At 58.6% G+C, this 15,174-nt stretch carries 15 protein-coding genes and 4 tRNA genes; 10 read left to right on the top strand and 9 right to left on the bottom strand.

From position 1 onward, the window contains the following. Positions 1–65 precede the first annotated feature (65 nt). The 6 genes from clpB (at position 66) to ACZZ0B_RS01375 (ending at position 5,134) form a co-directional block, all read left to right on the top strand. Positions 66–2,630 (top strand): ATP-dependent chaperone ClpB, encoded by a 2,565-nt coding sequence (clpB, locus tag ACZZ0B_RS01350; protein ID WP_007909871.1) that lies wholly within the window; start codon positions 66–68, stop codon positions 2,628–2,630. 297 nt (positions 2,631–2,927) lie between these two features. Then, positions 2,928–3,003: transfer RNA gene (locus tag ACZZ0B_RS01355), tRNA-Asn, on the top strand. Positions 3,004–3,012: 9 nt separating this feature from the next. Beyond that, positions 3,013–3,089: transfer RNA gene (locus tag ACZZ0B_RS01360), tRNA-Pro, on the top strand. Between the two features lie 5 nt (positions 3,090–3,094). Next, a tRNA-Lys gene (locus ACZZ0B_RS01365) sits at positions 3,095–3,170 on the top strand. Between the two features lie 97 nt (positions 3,171–3,267). Continuing rightward, a tRNA-Pro gene (locus ACZZ0B_RS01370) sits at positions 3,268–3,344 on the top strand. A gap of 164 nt (positions 3,345–3,508) precedes the next feature. Next, a complete protein-coding gene (locus tag ACZZ0B_RS01375; protein WP_463544215.1) occupies positions 3,509–5,134 on the top strand; it encodes a methyl-accepting chemotaxis protein in 1,626 nt (541 codons plus the stop codon). Between the two features lie 181 nt (positions 5,135–5,315). Here ACZZ0B_RS01375 and ACZZ0B_RS01380 read toward each other — a convergent pair whose 3' ends face one another. From ACZZ0B_RS01380 to ACZZ0B_RS01395, 4 genes are all read right to left on the bottom strand, one after another. Beyond that, positions 5,316–6,614, bottom strand: coding sequence for an NAD(P)/FAD-dependent oxidoreductase (locus tag ACZZ0B_RS01380; RefSeq protein ID WP_016986237.1), 1,299 nt, complete (start codon positions 6,612–6,614; stop codon positions 5,316–5,318). Positions 6,615–6,677: 63 nt separating this feature from the next. Next, positions 6,678–6,851 (bottom strand): DUF3094 domain-containing protein, encoded by a 174-nt coding sequence (locus ACZZ0B_RS01385; RefSeq protein WP_007909875.1) that lies wholly within the window; start codon positions 6,849–6,851, stop codon positions 6,678–6,680. A 51-nt stretch (positions 6,852–6,902) separates the two neighbouring features. Continuing rightward, complete coding sequence (locus tag ACZZ0B_RS01390; RefSeq protein ID WP_463544216.1) at positions 6,903–7,430, bottom strand: MOSC domain-containing protein; 528 nt, start codon at positions 7,428–7,430, stop codon at positions 6,903–6,905. After that, positions 7,427–8,053 (bottom strand): DUF1780 domain-containing protein, encoded by a 627-nt coding sequence (locus ACZZ0B_RS01395; RefSeq protein ID WP_008078503.1) that lies wholly within the window; start codon positions 8,051–8,053, stop codon positions 7,427–7,429. Before ACZZ0B_RS01395 ends, ACZZ0B_RS01390 begins: the two co-directional genes overlap by 4 nt. Positions 8,054–8,232: 179 nt before the next feature. Between ACZZ0B_RS01395 and ACZZ0B_RS01400 the strand changes: the two genes are divergently transcribed. Together ACZZ0B_RS01400 and ACZZ0B_RS01405 are read left to right on the top strand one after the other, a co-directional pair. Continuing rightward, positions 8,233–8,922: an energy-coupling factor ABC transporter permease gene (locus tag ACZZ0B_RS01400; protein ID WP_045122962.1), complete on the top strand. Its 690-nt coding sequence runs from the start codon at positions 8,233–8,235 to the stop codon at positions 8,920–8,922. 65 nt (positions 8,923–8,987) lie between these two features. Further along, complete coding sequence (locus tag ACZZ0B_RS01405; RefSeq protein WP_463544217.1) at positions 8,988–9,203, top strand: hypothetical protein; 216 nt, start codon at positions 8,988–8,990, stop codon at positions 9,201–9,203. 6 nt (positions 9,204–9,209) lie between these two features. On the opposite strand, the gene yacG is transcribed toward ACZZ0B_RS01405, so the two are convergent. The 5 genes from yacG to pilB are packed head-to-tail and all read right to left on the bottom strand — an operon-like array spanning position 9,210 to position 13,821. Beyond that, positions 9,210–9,410, bottom strand: coding sequence for a DNA gyrase inhibitor YacG (yacG, locus tag ACZZ0B_RS01410; protein ID WP_463544218.1), 201 nt, complete (start codon positions 9,408–9,410; stop codon positions 9,210–9,212). Continuing rightward, positions 9,407–10,030 (bottom strand): dephospho-CoA kinase, encoded by a 624-nt coding sequence (gene coaE / locus ACZZ0B_RS01415; protein WP_463544219.1) that lies wholly within the window; start codon positions 10,028–10,030, stop codon positions 9,407–9,409. The genes yacG and coaE overlap by 4 nt, the downstream gene beginning before the upstream one ends. Further along, a complete protein-coding gene (locus tag ACZZ0B_RS01420; RefSeq protein ID WP_463544220.1) occupies positions 10,027–10,899 on the bottom strand; it encodes a prepilin peptidase in 873 nt (290 codons plus the stop codon). Before ACZZ0B_RS01420 ends, coaE begins: the two co-directional genes overlap by 4 nt. Before the next feature lies 1 nt (position 10,900). Further along, positions 10,901–12,118 (bottom strand): type II secretion system F family protein, encoded by a 1,218-nt coding sequence (locus tag ACZZ0B_RS01425; protein WP_463544221.1) that lies wholly within the window; start codon positions 12,116–12,118, stop codon positions 10,901–10,903. A 2-nt stretch (positions 12,119–12,120) separates the two neighbouring features. Then, positions 12,121–13,821 (bottom strand): type IV-A pilus assembly ATPase PilB, encoded by a 1,701-nt coding sequence (gene pilB / locus ACZZ0B_RS01430; protein ID WP_008078484.1) that lies wholly within the window; start codon positions 13,819–13,821, stop codon positions 12,121–12,123. Between the two features lie 225 nt (positions 13,822–14,046). Between pilB and ACZZ0B_RS01435 the strand changes: the two genes are divergently transcribed. After that, entirely contained in the window at positions 14,047–14,463 is a 417-nt protein-coding gene (locus tag ACZZ0B_RS01435; RefSeq protein ID WP_008078482.1) for a pilin, read from the top strand. Between the two features lie 309 nt (positions 14,464–14,772). Further along, positions 14,773–15,123 (top strand): BON domain-containing protein, encoded by a 351-nt coding sequence (locus tag ACZZ0B_RS01440; protein WP_159815260.1) that lies wholly within the window; start codon positions 14,773–14,775, stop codon positions 15,121–15,123. Positions 15,124–15,174: the final 51 nt, after the last annotated feature.

Consider the following 15,174-nt stretch of genomic DNA (forward strand, 5'->3'; position numbering starts at 1 on the left):
TATCTGGCAGGTTTCTTTATTCAGGATGGTTTTTAGGTCCGGCCTGCTCAAAAGGAAGGTGACTTATGCGAATAGACCGTTTAACCAGCAAATTACAGTTGGCCTTGTCCGACGCGCAGTCGTTGGCAGTCGGCCACGATCATCCGGCGATTGAGCCGGCGCACTTGATGCAAGCCATGCTTGAACAGCAGGGTGGTTCGATCAAACCTCTGCTGATGCAGGTGGGCTTCGACGTCAACAGCTTGCGCAAAGAGCTGACCAAAGAGCTCGACCAATTACCGAAAATCCAGAACCCGACCGGCGACGTCAACATGTCGCAGGATCTGGCGCGCCTGCTCAACCAGGCCGATCGTCTGGCCCAGCAGAAGGGCGACCAGTTCATCTCCAGCGAACTGGTGCTGCTCGCGGCAATGGACGAGAACAGCAAACTCGGCAAATTGCTGCTCGGCCAGGGCGTGAGCAAGAAAGCCCTGGAAAACGCGATCAACAACCTGCGTGGCGGCGAAGCGGTGAATGACGCCAACCACGAGGAATCGCGTCAGGCGCTGGATAAATACACTGTCGACCTGACCAAGCGCGCCGAAGACGGCAAGCTCGATCCGGTGATCGGTCGTGATGACGAAATTCGTCGCACCATTCAGGTTCTGCAACGCCGCACCAAGAACAACCCGGTGCTGATCGGTGAACCTGGTGTGGGTAAAACCGCGATCGCCGAAGGTCTGGCGCAGCGCATCATCAACGGCGAAGTGCCGGACGGCCTCAAAGGCAAGCGTCTGCTCTCGCTCGATATGGGCGCGCTGATTGCCGGTGCCAAGTATCGCGGTGAGTTCGAAGAGCGCCTGAAATCGCTGCTCAACGAGCTGTCGAAGCAGGAAGGGCAGATCATTCTGTTCATCGACGAATTGCACACCATGGTCGGTGCCGGTAAGGGCGAAGGCTCGATGGACGCCGGCAACATGCTCAAGCCTGCACTGGCGCGCGGCGAGTTGCACTGCGTTGGCGCGACCACGCTCAACGAGTACCGCCAATATATAGAGAAGGACGCGGCGCTCGAACGACGCTTCCAGAAAGTCCTGGTGGATGAACCGAGCGAAGAAGACACCATCGCCATCCTGCGCGGCCTCAAGGAGCGTTACGAGGTTCACCACAAGGTGGCGATCACCGACGGCGCGATCATTGCGGCGGCGAAGCTCAGTCATCGTTACATCACTGATCGGCAGCTGCCGGACAAGGCCATCGACCTGATCGACGAGGCGGCCAGCCGCATCCGCATGGAAATCGACTCCAAGCCGGAAGTGCTCGATCGTCTGGAGCGTCGCCTGATTCAGTTGAAGGTGGAATCCCAGGCGCTGAAGAAAGAAAGCGACGAAGCGGCGATGAAACGTCTGGAGAAACTCCAGGAAGAAATCGTCCGTCTCGAACGCGAGTATTCCGATCTGGAAGAAATCTGGAACTCGGAAAAAGCCGAGGTGCAGGGTTCTGCGCAGATTCAGCAGAAGATTGAACAGTCGCGTCAGGAACTGGAAGCGGCACGCCGTAAAGGCGACCTGAACCGCATGGCCGAGTTGCAGTACGGGGTGATCCCGGATCTGGAGCGCAGCCTGCAAATGGTCGATCAGCACGGCAAGAGCGAAAACCAGTTGTTGCGCAGCAAGGTGACTGAGGAAGAGATCGCTGAGGTCGTGTCGAAGTGGACCGGCATCCCCGTGTCGAAAATGCTCGAAGGCGAGCGCGACAAGTTGATGAAGATGGAAAGCCTGTTGCACAAACGGGTGATCGGTCAGGAAGAGGCGGTGGTCGCCGTCGCGAACGCAGTACGGCGTTCGCGCGCCGGGTTGTCCGACCCGAATCGCCCAAGCGGCTCGTTCATGTTCCTCGGCCCGACCGGTGTCGGTAAAACCGAGCTGTGCAAGGCGCTGGCCGAATTCCTCTTTGATACGGAAGAGGCGATGGTGCGGATCGACATGTCCGAGTTCATGGAGAAACATTCCGTGGCGCGTCTGATCGGTGCGCCACCGGGATATGTTGGCTATGAAGAGGGTGGTTACCTGACCGAGGCGGTGCGTCGCAAGCCTTATTCGGTGATCCTGCTGGATGAAGTCGAGAAGGCGCACCCGGATGTGTTCAACATCTTGCTGCAAGTGCTTGAGGATGGTCGCCTGACCGACAGCCACGGCCGTACGGTGGACTTCCGCAACACGGTGATCGTGATGACTTCGAACCTGGGGTCGGTACAGATCCAGGAACTGGTCGGTGATCGTGAAGCGCAGCGTGCTGCGGTAATGGATGCACTGACGTCGCACTTCCGTCCGGAGTTCATCAACCGGGTCGACGAAGTGGTGATCTTCGAGCCGCTGGCGCGGGATCAGATCGCAGGCATTACCGAGATCCAGTTGGGTCGTCTGCGTACACGTCTGGCCGAGCGTGAGCTGAAGCTGGAACTGAGCCCGGAAGCGATGGACAAGCTGATCGCTGTCGGCTACGACCCAGTGTATGGCGCACGTCCTTTGAAGCGTGCGATTCAGCGCTGGATCGAAAACCCGCTGGCGCAATTGATCCTCTCGGGTCATTTCATGCCAGGCGACACGGCAACGGGTGTGGTCGAGAACGACGAAATCGTTTTCAACTAAGCCCAAAGGCCAATGAAAATTGGCAGGCCCCACCTTGTGGGGCCTTTTTTTTCGTTAGGCTGTTGAACTCAAAGGAAAAGGCTTGTAAAGTGCGCCCCGCAGTCAGTCGCCAAGACGGTTTCAACTCACTGAGCTGAAATCTGAAATAAGTTGCAAATCATTAACTTGAAAGCAATTTAGGGGGTTGACAGAGGTGTTCTAGGTTGTAGAATAGCGCGCCTCAGACACACGAACGCAGCGATGCGAACGAGTGACTGGAAGCAGTAAGTTTCACCGTTGTAAATTGAAATATGTAGTTCCGTGATAGCTCAGTCGGTAGAGCAAATGACTGTTAATCATTGGGTCCCAGGTTCGAGTCCTGGTCACGGAGCCAATTTCAAGCCGGGGTATAGCGCAGTCCGGTAGCGCGCCTGCTTTGGGAGCAGGATGTCAGGAGTTCGAATCCCCTTACCCCGACCATTTTTGGGTCGTTAGCTCAGTTGGTAGAGCAGTTGGCTTTTAACCAATTGGTCGTAGGTTCGAATCCCACACGACCCACCATTTTTGAAACCAGTTAGCGCTGGGATCGAATCTTAAGATCAGAGGCCAAAAGCGCTGATCGAAGAAGGCGATCTTTGAAAGGTCGCCTTTTTTTTACCGGGGTATAGCGCAGTCCGGTAGCGCGCCTGCTTTGGGAGCAGGATGTCAGGAGTTCGAATCCCCTTACCCCGACCATATTAAAAATCCTCGTATCGAAAGATACGGGGATTTTTTTTGTCCGACAAAAACTCATTTCCCCTTCAAGTCATCATACAACCTGCCGATAGCCCGCTAACGAGAGGGGACTGCCACTGCTTCGCCCCTTGAATCTGGCCAATACAAGAATAAGGGCGTTCGTCATGTTGCTTCGTCAGTTGAATATTGCTCCCCGGGCTGCCCTGGGATTCGCCCTGATTGCGGTGTTGGTTGCCTTGCTCGGCGTGTTTGCGCTGGGGCAGATGTCGAGTATTCGCGACAGTGAGGTCGCGGTAGAAAATCAGTGGCTGCCGAGCATTCGTGGCGGCGACGAAATTCGCGAGATCATGCTGCGCATCCGCACCATCTCGTTGCGCATGGCGTTGGATCAGGATCCGAACAATATCGCCACCTACCGCAGCCAGATGGATACTCGCGACAAGGAGCTGAGCGAGAAAATCGCCGCTTACGACAAACTGGTCACCACTCCGGAAGGCCAGCAGCTCTATGACCAATTCAAAACAACCTTTGCGGCTTATCGGACCGGTATCGCGCAGTCCTTCACCCTCGCCCAGCAGGGCAAGCGCGACGAGTTGACCAAGCTGTTGCTGGTCGACATGAAAACCGTCGTCGACGGTTCCGGCAAGCAACTCAATGACCTGGCGGATCTGTTCGCCAAACAGGTCGCCGCTGAAAGCCAGAAGTCTGCCGATCATTATCAGACGTCGCGCACCATCGTCAGCCTGTTCATCGCACTGGCGGCGTTGGCCACGGTGGCGCTGGCGATGTTGCTCACGCGCAGTATCGTCCGCCCGTTGAGCAGTGCAGTAAGCGCTGCTGAAAGCGTGGCCCAAGGCGACCTGACCCGGCCGATCGAAACCCATGGCAACGATGAAGTCAGCCGTTTGCTCAAGGCCTTGGCGACCATGCAGCAGAATTTGCGCGACACACTGCAAGGCATCAGCGGTTCGGCCACGCAACTGGCCACTGCAGCTGACGAGCTCAGTGCCGTGACCCTCGACAGCACGCAGGGCCTGCAACAGCAGAACAATGAAATCGAACAGGCGGCCACCGCCGTCAACGAGATGACCACAGCCGTGGAAGAGGTGGCGCGCAATGCCGTGTCCACGTCCGATGCCACGCGGCAGTCCAGCGAATCGGCGCATTTGGGGCAGGAACGCGTCAACGAAACCGCCAGCGCGATCAGCGCGCTGAGCAACGATGTGCGACACACCGGCGCATTGGTGCAATCACTGGCCAATCAGTCGCAGGAGATTGGCAAAGTGCTTGATGTGATCCGGGCGATCGCCGAGCAGACCAACCTGCTGGCGCTCAATGCGGCGATTGAAGCGGCGCGAGCGGGGGAGAGCGGTAGAGGCTTTGCGGTGGTCGCCGATGAGGTGCGAGCGTTGGCTTATCGCACGCAGCAATCGACGCAGGAGATCGAGCAGATGGTGCAGGGCATGCGCAGTGGTTCGAGCCAGGCACTGGATTCGATGCAGGCCAGTGCCTCGCGTGCCGCCAGTACCTTGGTGCTCGCTGAACGTGCGGGAGAAGCGTTGTTGACCATCACGGCGTCGGTGCACGAGATTCACGAGCGCAATCTGGTGATCGCCAGTGCGGCGGAAGAACAGGCACAGGTCGCACGCGAAGTGGATCGCAATCTGGTGAACATACGTGATCTGTCAGTGCGTTCGGCGGCAGGCGCCGATCAGACCAGCGCGTCGAGCCATGAACTGTCGCAACTGGCCAACGCGCTGCAAGGCATGGTGCGCCGCTTCCAGCTCTGATAAGTGGAGATCCATTGTAGGCGTGAGCCTGCTCGCGATAGCGGTGGTTCAGTCACTGAAGATGTGACTGACAGGCCGCTATCGCGAGCAGGCTCACTCCTACATTTATTGCGGTTGTCTGTGGATTTTGGGGGCAGCACAAAACAATGTGGGAGCAAGTAAGCTCCCACAGGGATTGGATTTAGTGCAGCTTCAAACGCGGTTCAGTCCCGCGACCAATCTTGCTCCCCAGCATCAGCATCGCCGTGCGGAACGGCCCGTACAGCGCCATCTGGTGCATGCGGTACAGCGACACGTAAAACATCCGCGCCAGCCAGCCTTCGAGCATCACGCTGCCAGTCAGGTTGCCCATCAAGTTACCCACAGCCGAAAAACGCGACAGCGAGATCAGCGAGCCGTAGTCGGTGTACTTGTATTCCGGCAGGGTCTTGCCTTCGATGCGCAGCTTCAGCGACTTGGCCAGCAATGACGCCTGTTGGTGCGCGGCTTGTGCACGCGGCGGCACGTTGCGATCGGTACCCGGTTGCGGGCAGGCCGCGCAGTCACCGAAGGCGAAGATGTTTTCATCGCGAGTGGTTTGCAGCGTCGGCAGCACTTGTAGCTGGTTGATGCGGTTGGTTTCCAGGCCGTCGATGTCCTTGAGGAAACCCGGTGCACGAATACCGGCGGCCCAGACTTTCAGGCTGGCCTTGATCTCGTTGCCGTCGGCGGTGATCAGGCTGTCGGCGGTCACTTCGCTGACCGACGCGTTGGTCATCACATTGACCCCGAGTTTCTCCAGGGTCTTGTGTACCGGCCCGCTGATGCGCTCCGGCAGGGCAGGCAGCACCCGTGGCCCGGCTTCGATCAGGGTGATGTGCATGTTTTCCGGTTTGATTCGATCCAGACCATACGCCGCCAGCTCATGCGCGGCGTTGTGCAGCTCTGCCGCCAGCTCAACGCCAGTGGCGCCCGCGCCGACGATCGCGACGCTGATCTGCTCGACCACATCGGTTTGCCCGGCGTGTGCCCGCAGATAGTGATTGAGCAGTTGCTGGTGGAAACGCTCGGCCTGTTTGCGGGTGTCGAGGAACAGGCAGTGCTGCGCCGCGCCCTGGGTGCCGAAATCGTTGGTGGTGCTGCCGACGCTGATCACCAGCGAGTCGTACTGCACTTCCCGCGCGGGCACCAGTTCTACGCCGTTTTCGTCGTAGGTGGCGGCCAACTGGATTTTTTTCTGTGCGCGATCGAGCCCGCTCATGCGCCCCAGCTGGAACTCGAAGTGGTTCCATTTTGCCTGGGCAACATAGTTGAGTTCGTCTTCGGAGGAGTTCAGCGAGCCGGCGGCCACTTCGTGCAGCAGCGGTTTCCAGATGTGCGTCAGGTTGGCGTCGACCAGCATCACGCTGGCGGTGCCGCGCTTGCCCAGGGTCTTACCCAGACGGGTAGCCAACTCCAGACCGCCGGCGCCGCCGCCGACAATAACAATACGATGAGACATAGGGATAACTCGCAAGGTTTTTAAAGGAAATCGGTGCGGTTACCCAAGCGAGCGCCAAGCTGCTCATAGCGTCAGGTAACTGATAAATCGGCTCAACAGGCCCAGACCAATGGTCACTGCCAGCACCAGCACCAGGAGCATCCACGGCCGGAAAGGCCGGCGCTCGACTCGGTGTTGGGACAGTTGCAGGTACTCTTCGACATGCTTTTGGTCTTCGGGGTTCAGGCGGCTGGTCATAATGGCCTCGTCAGGTAGACGTTGCTGAATGTGAACAAGCTACAGCGGTTTTTATCCGGGGTTGAACGGAGCATAGCCACTGTCCGGAACCGGCTCGACAGACACGCCATCATCGAGGCGAATGATCCCGCTTTGTAACACCCGCGCGGTAATTCCGCCATGCCCGCGCACGGCTTGAAACGTGCCGGGGCCGAGGTTGTTCTGCAAGCGTGCGCAGGGCTGACACCAACCGGTGGTTTCGAAGATGGCCTGGCCGATGCGAAAGCGCCGGCCCTTCAGGCTAAACAAATTGATACCGCTGATAACGAGATTGCGCCGCAGATCTTCAGGCCTGACCGGTTGATCGTCGGCACGGCCCATCAACGCGCTGATCACCGCGAGGTGTTCGAACTGAATCAGCGTCACCTGCCGCGCATTACGCACGCCGGGCCGGGCGTGATCGCCGGTCAGCCCGGCTTCGAGCCGCGCCTCGACGGCGTCCAGCTCGATCATCGGCCCACGGGAATCGGGGCGCACACCGATCCAGCGCACACGGCCGGTCTGCGGTACGTCGGCAATCAGTTGCTGAAGCGGCGTCACAGGCTGATCCCGACGTCGAAGACGATGCTGCGGCCGAGGTTGCTGCGCAGAAAATCCGGCGCATCCGGGTGGGCGAACAGCACGCGGGCGAAGGTCGGGCCGACCAGCGACAGCGAGCGCCAGCCCTGACGCAAATATTCGGTGGGCGGCGGGAAGTGGCTGTTCAAGTCGAGCACTTCGCGTTTAAGGCTGGCGAAGGCAATGATGTCCAGTTCGCCCAGATCCATGCCGCGCTCTTTGTAGTTGTGGGCTTTTTTGCGCAAAGTCGGCGCCAGTCGCATAAGGAATTCATTAGCCGGGATGCGCTTGGGCTTGGCTTCACGGCGCACCAGTTGGCTGAGGGAAAACGCGCTGCGCCGGCGCTGCAGTTCGTCGCGCCATTCGTCATTGAGGCGACGGCCTTCATCGAGGACGAAGAACACTTCGAAATTGGCATCGCGAAACAAAACGTCGGGCGGCTCGCCGGCAGGGGCGAATTCGTCGGCGCGATAGGGAATGTTCAGGCCTTGCAGCAGGCGCTGGCAGACCCAACGCTCACGCTCCCATTTGCGGGCATTGGACAGGAACGCGTTGGCCTGCTCGGCTGCGATGGTCAGCAGGCGTAAATAATCTGAGTCATCCATAGGCCCAAGCTTAGCGTTCAAATGCGACAAGCAGAAAGCTTTGCTTGCACCGCCCGTTCACCTCACCCTTGTAGGAGCTGCCGAAGGCTGCGATCTTTTGACTGTAAAAAGAACAAGATCAAAAGATCGCAGCCTGCGGCAGCTCCTACAGGGGGATGTCGATGGAGGGTGAGGGAGTCATGATTGGGGCTGAACTGCTTTCGACGGCAAGTCTGACATTCGGTTGGCTGATTTACTTGCCGGTGCTGCTTTGGGCGGTCGTGCGGGCGCCGTGGGTCGAGCTGTTCAGTGACAGCCGTCGTCAGCATCTTTTGTTCGGCACGGTGTTCGCGTTGTTTCTGCTGTGGCTGGTGCGCAGGGATTTCGACACCGGCGTGTCTTATCACTTCATCGGCATGACCGCCGTGACCTTGCTACTGGACTGGCCGTTGGCGATTGTCGGCGGCCTGGTCGCGCAACTCGGTCTGGTGCTGCTCGGGCGCCAGGATCTGCTGGCACTTGGGGTCAACGGTTCGCTGTTTATTCTGTTGCCGGTGCTGATCACCGAGTGCGTGGCGATTCTGGTTGAGCGTGCGCAACCGCGTAATCCTTTCGTTTATATCTTCTGTTCGGGGTTTCTGGCTGCCGCGTTGTCGGCATTGCTTTGCCTGCTGCTGAGCCTGACGTTGCTCTGGTACGACGGCATCTTTGCCATGCCGGAATGGCTGGAGGATTTCATCGGTTACCTGTGGCTGATCATTTTCCCTGAGGCGTTCATCAACGGCATGGTCATCAGCGCGCTGGTGGTGTTCTGCCCGGAATGGCTGGAGACCTTCAACCGCACGCGCTACCTTTCGGCACCGTGGAAGGACGACGATCCCAAGCCTTGATCCACATCAAACCGACCACGCAGACAAAATCTCATGCTCAGTCAAATCCCTTCAGGAGCTGCGGCATGAGTGTGTACGAGTGGGCGAGGCAGGAAACCCGGCAGAGTCTGGACATGGCGCAAGAGGTCGGGTTTGACCCCGGTTTGAGCTTGCGCGCCTTGCTCAGTGCCGTGGTGCAGCAGAGCAAGACGGTGCGCAATGCCGAAGACCTGGCTGACGAGTTGCGCTTTCTCGCGGAAAATCTCGACGACGAACAGGACTACGGCTTTATGCGGCCCTGACCGCGATCAGTGGCGCGGATCGAAATCGCCGGAAAACAGTTCGTCTTCTGCATCCGGTGCGACCGGAATCTTGTGTTCTTCCGACGCCCAGGCGCCGAGGTCGATCAGTTTGCAGCGATCGGAACAGAACGGGCGAAACTTGTTTTCAGCGGTGAACTCAACGGGCGCGCCGCAGGTTGGGCATTCAACGGTAGTAATCTGGCTCATGCTTGGCCTCCGGATAAAGTCAGGTAAAAGTGATGCAGACGCTCGACTTCACTGTGCAGCCAGGCGAGGTCGCGGTCGTTGACCACCACGTCGTCGGCGCAGCTCACGCGGTCTTCTCGGCTCGATTGGGCCTTGAGGATCGCCTGAACTTGCTGCTCGCTGGTCTGGTCACGTTGCAAGGTACGTTCGATCTGCAATTGTTGCGGGGCGTCGATCACCAGGATGCGCTGGGTCATCGCGTATTGCCCGGATTCGATCAACAGCGGCGACACCAGAATCGCATAAGGCGATTTTGCCAGTGCCAGGTGATGAGCGATTTCCTCGGCGATCAACGGATGCAGCAAGGCTTCGAGCCAACGCCGCTGCTCTGCAATCTCGAAGATCAGTTTGCGCAGGGCCGCACGGTCCAGCGTGCCGTCAGCTTGTAACACGGCGGGGCCGAAATGCTCGGCAATCTTTGCCAGCGCCGGGCGGCCAGGCTCGACCACCCAACGCGCCGCGTGATCGGCATCCACGACATGAATGCCGAGGTCGATAAAGTGCTGGGCGGCTGCGCTCTTGCCGCTGCCGATGCCGCCGGTCAGGCCGAGAATCCAGGGTTTTTCCACAGGGGTATTCATTTCAAACCGACAAACTGCCAATAGAAGTCGGTTATTTGACCACCCCAGAGCAAGGCAATCCAGCCGGCAATTGCCAGATAGGGGCCGAAGGGGATCGGTGTCGAGGTTTCCTGCTTGCGCAAACGCAACAGAATCACGCCGATGATCGCCCCCACCAGCGACGACAGCAGGATGGTCAGCGGCAGAATCTGCCAGCCGCCCCACGCGCCGAGCAATGCCAGCAGCTTGAAGTCACCGTGGCCGATGCCGTCCTTGCCGGTCAGCAACTTGAACAGCCAGAATACCGACCACAGCGCCATGTAACCGGCCACCGCGCCCCACAGAGCATCGTGCAACGGCACGAACAGCCCGAAGCTGTTGACGATCAGCCCCAGCCACAGCAGTGGCAGCACCAATACATCGGGCAGCAACTGGTGCGCGGTGTCGATCAGGCTCATCGCCAGCAAGCCCCAAGTGAGGAGGATCAGCAGGCACGCCGGCCAGCCAAAACCGAAATGCCAGGCGATGAAGGCCGAGAGCAGCCCACACGCCAGCTCGGTCAGCGGGTAACGTTTGCTGATCGGTGCCGCGCAGGCCGAACAGCGCCCGCGCAGCCACAGATAACTGAGCAGCGGAATGTTCTCCCACGGGCGGATGCGGTGCCCGCAGTGCGGGCATTCGGAGTGCGGCAGCATCAGGTTGTAGGTCGGCAGCGGCGTTTCGCCGGGCAGGCCGAGCACGTCGTGAGCCTGCTGGCGCCAATCGCGCTCGAGCATTTTCGGCAAGCGCCAGATCAGCACATTGAGAAAGCTGCCGACCACCAGCCCCAACAGCAGCGCGGTGCAGACAAAGGCCAGCGGGTACAGGGCAAACAGTTCGTCGATAGGCATGTCAGATCGCTGAGCCGAGTTGGAAGATCGGCAGGTACATGGCCACCACCAGCCCGCCGACGATCACCCCCAGCACGACCATGATGAATGGCTCCATGAGGCTGGTGAGGTTGTCGACCATGTTATCCACTTCTTCCTCATAGAACCCTGCGACCTTGTCGAGCATCTCGTCGAGTGCGCCGGACTCCTCGCCGATGGCGGTCATCTGCACCGCCATGTTCGGGAACACCCCGGTGGTGCGCATGGCGAAATTCAGCTGCATGCCGGTGGCGACATCCTGGCGAATCCGCAGTACCGCGCGTTTGAACACCACATTGCCGGTGGCGCCGGCCACCGAGTCGAGCGCCTCCACCAATGGCACCCCGGCAGCGAAGGTAGTCGACAGGGTCCGGGCGAAACGGGCGACGGCGGACTTGTACATCAGCGTGCCCACCAGCGGCAACTTCAACAGCCAGGTGTCGCGACGATCGCGCAAGGCCTGGGATTTCTTAAGTCCATGGCGGGTGCCAAAAATCACCACCACCATCAGCCCGAGCAGTGCCCACCACCATTGCTGCATGAATTCCGAAAGGCTGATGACCATCAGCGTGAAGGCCGGCAACTCAGCACCGAAACCTTTGAACACCGACTGGAACTGCGGCACCACTTTGACCAGCAGAATCCCGGTGACGACTGCTGCCACCAATACCACGGCCGTGGGGTAGGTCATGGCTTTCTTGATCTTGGCCTTGAGCCGTTCGCTTTTTTCCTTATAGGTGGCGACACGCTCCAGCAAGGTATCGAGGGCGCCGGATTGTTCGCCGGCATCGACCAGATTGCAGTACAACTCGTCGAAGTACTGCGGCTTCTTGCGCAGCGCCGTGGCGAAGCTGTTACCGGCAGCGACCTCCTGTTTCACTTCGTCCACCAGTTTGCGCATGGCCGGGTTTTCGAAGCCTTCGCCAATGATGTCGAACGACTGCAGCAGCGGCACGCCGGCCTTCATCATGGTCGCCATCTGCCGGGTGAACAGGGCGATGTCTTGGGCCTTGATGCGTTTACCGAGACTCAGCAACGACACCGATTTCTTGCGCACCTTGCCCGGGCTGATTCCTTGTTTGCGCAGTTGCGCCTTGACCAGTGCGGGGTTTTGCCCGCTCAACTCACCGGTGATTTTGCTGCCTTTCCTGTCCGTGCCTTCCCAGGCATAGACATTCATTTTCGCTGCCTTGACCGCCATGTTCAGTCCTTGGTGACCCGGTTGATTTCTTCAAGGCTGGTGATGCCTTGCATGGCCTTGTGCAGGCCGGAGGTGCGCAGGTCATCAAAGCCGTCGCGGCGCATTTGACTATCGATTTCCAGCGAGTTGCCTTCGGCCATGATCAGCCGTTGCAGCTCAGGTGTGTTTTTCACCACTTCATAAATCCCCACGCGACCCTTGTATCCGCCGTTGCAATGATCGCAACCGACCGGCTCGTAGATCGTGAAATGGCCGATGCGTTCCTCGGGGAAACCTTCTTTGATCAGAGTTTCCCGGGGGATCTCGATCGGCCTTTTGCAATGGCTGCAGAGTTTGCGCGCCAGCCGTTGGGCAATGATCAGGCTGACCGAAGTAGCAATGTTGAACCCGGGAATGCCCATGTTATGCAGGCGTGTGAGGGTTTCCGCCGCGCTGTTGGTGTGCAGGGTCGAGAGCACGAGGTGACCGGTTTGCGCTGCCTTTATCGCGATCTCGGCGGTCTCCAGATCGCGAATCTCGCCGACCATGATCACGTCCGGGTCCTGTCGCAGAAACGAGCGCAGGGCCTGGGCAAAGTCGAGCCCTTGCTTGGGATTGACGTTGACCTGGTTGATGCCTTCCATGTTGATCTCCACCGGGTCTTCGGCGGTGGAGATATTGATGTCGACGGTGTTGAGGATATTCAGGCCGGTGTACAGCGACACGGTTTTACCCGAGCCCGTGGGGCCGGTGACCAGAATCATGCCCTGCGGCTGCTTGAGCGCGGCCATGTACAAGTCTTTTTGTGCCGGCTCATAACCGAGGGCGTCAATGCCGATCTGCGCGCTGGACGGGTCGAGAATCCGGATCACCACTTTTTCGCCCCACAGCGTGGGTAGCGTGTTGACCCGGAAATCGATCGACTTGCTCTTCGACAGGCGCATCTTGATCCGCCCGTCCTGGGGCTTGCGCCGTTCCGAGATGTCGAGGCTGGCCATGACTTTCAGGCGCGCGGCGATGCGTCCTGCCAACTGCACCGGTGGCTTGGCCACTTCGCGCAAGATGCCGTCGGTGCGCATCCGCACCCGGTAGTTTTTTTCGTAGGGTTCGAAGTGCAGGTCGGACGAGCCGCTCTTGATCGCATCCAGCAGCATCTTGTGAACGAAGCGCACCACCGGCGCATCGTCGGCGTCGAGTCCGCCGATGGCGTCCTGTTTGCTGTCGTCGATGGATTCGACATCGAGGCCGTCGAGGTCGACATCGGCCATGTCTTCGATGCCGGAGGCGTGGGTGTCGAAGAATTTTTCGATGGCATCGGTGAGTTTGTCGTCCTCCACCAGAATGGCTTCGGTGCTCAGGCCGGTGCTGAACTGGATATCGTTGATTGCTTGATGATTGCTCGGATCGGAAATGCCGACGAACAGTTTGTTGCCACGCCGCCACAGAGGTAGCGCGTGGTGTTGGCGCACAAGTTTTTCGCTGACAAGGCCTTTGGGCTGGGTTTCCTTGTCGAGGCAGTTGAGGTCGAGAAACGCCATGCCGAAATGCTCCGACGCGATCTCGGCCACCTGCCAGCCTTTCACCAGCTTGTTCTGCACCAGGTAACTGACCAGCGACAGGCGATTGCGCTGGGCTTGCTGCCAGGCTTGCTGGGCACTTTTTTCCGTGAGCAGTTCGGCCTGCACCAATTGCTTGGCCAGACCGCTCAGAGCGATGTCATTCATGGGGATTCCGCACGCTTGCAGTTCATGACTTATAGCCTAGTCAAGTGACAGCGCCAAACACGTCGGGTGCAGGTGACAAAAAGTGTCAGATAGTGCGGTTAGAGGTTGTAGGAAAGGGCGCGGCAGCGGGTGGGCGCCCAATGACTGGGGCCTGAAGGCATTGGCATGGGCTATGCTGCGTCCTTTGCAGATCATGAGATTTCGACTCATGCATGGAGCGTGTCTATGAAAAAACAACAAGGTTTTACTCTGATCGAGCTGCTGATCGTTGTGGCGATCATCGGCATTCTGGCGACCATCGCCTTGCCGCAGTATTCCAAGTATCAGGCGCGGGCCAAGGTCACCGCAGGGATCGCCGAGGCGTCGGCGCTCAAAGTCAATTTCGAGGACGTCATCAATGCCGGGTCGACCGATCCGAGCCTCACCAACGTCAACGCCGGGACCGCCGCGACACAGAATTGCACCTTGACGGCCGCCGGGAAGGTCGCCGATGGGACGGGCACCATTACCTGCACCTTGCTCAACGCGCCGGCGCCGGTATTGGGTCAAACCGTCACCTTGACCCGTAGCGCCACCACCGGCTGGACTTGCAAGTTCTCCGGCTCCAAAGACTACACAACCACCAGTTGCCCTGGGGTGTAACCGCACGGCGCCTGTTTGTAGCTGTAGAAAAAATGCCCCGCACTGTCGGGGCATTTTCTATTGTCTGGTGCTTCACAAAAGCTTCAATATTTTCAGCGTGTTAGGAACTTTCCAAAAAACCGTAACTTGCATGTAGATAAACCGGAGGTCATGCAAATTGCATGATTTCGAAAATTTGGCTAATTCATATCTTATTGATTTATAAGGATATTATCGATTTTCAAAAGTTGGCACAGCGTTCGCAACTACCTTGGTAACCCTGCTGACAAGACACGCAGCAGACTTTCCAGAAAAACAGGAGTTACTCGTATGAAGAAGTTCGCTATCACTGCCGCTGCTGCTACCGCGCTGACCCTGACCATGGCTTCCGGCGCATTCGCCCAAACCACTCAGACTGCTCCAATGACTTTGGCTGCTGGTGAAGTTACCCAAGCTAAAGAAGCTACTTCCGATACCTGGATCACCACCAAAGTCAAAAGCGACCTGGTCACCGAAAAAGGCATCCCAGGCACCGACATCAAAGTAGAAACCAACAAAGGCGTTGTTTCGCTGTCGTCGACTGTAGCTGTGACCGAAGCTCAGAAAACCACCGCCGTGAACATCACCAAGAAAATCAAAGGCGTCAAAGCGGTCTCCGCTGATGGCCTGAAAGCCGAGTAAGGCATGACTTCTCGCCTGGACCGGGAGAAGGTGCGACAGACGGGCCGAGCC

Source organism: Pseudomonas sp. AC247, from assembly GCF_979258015.1.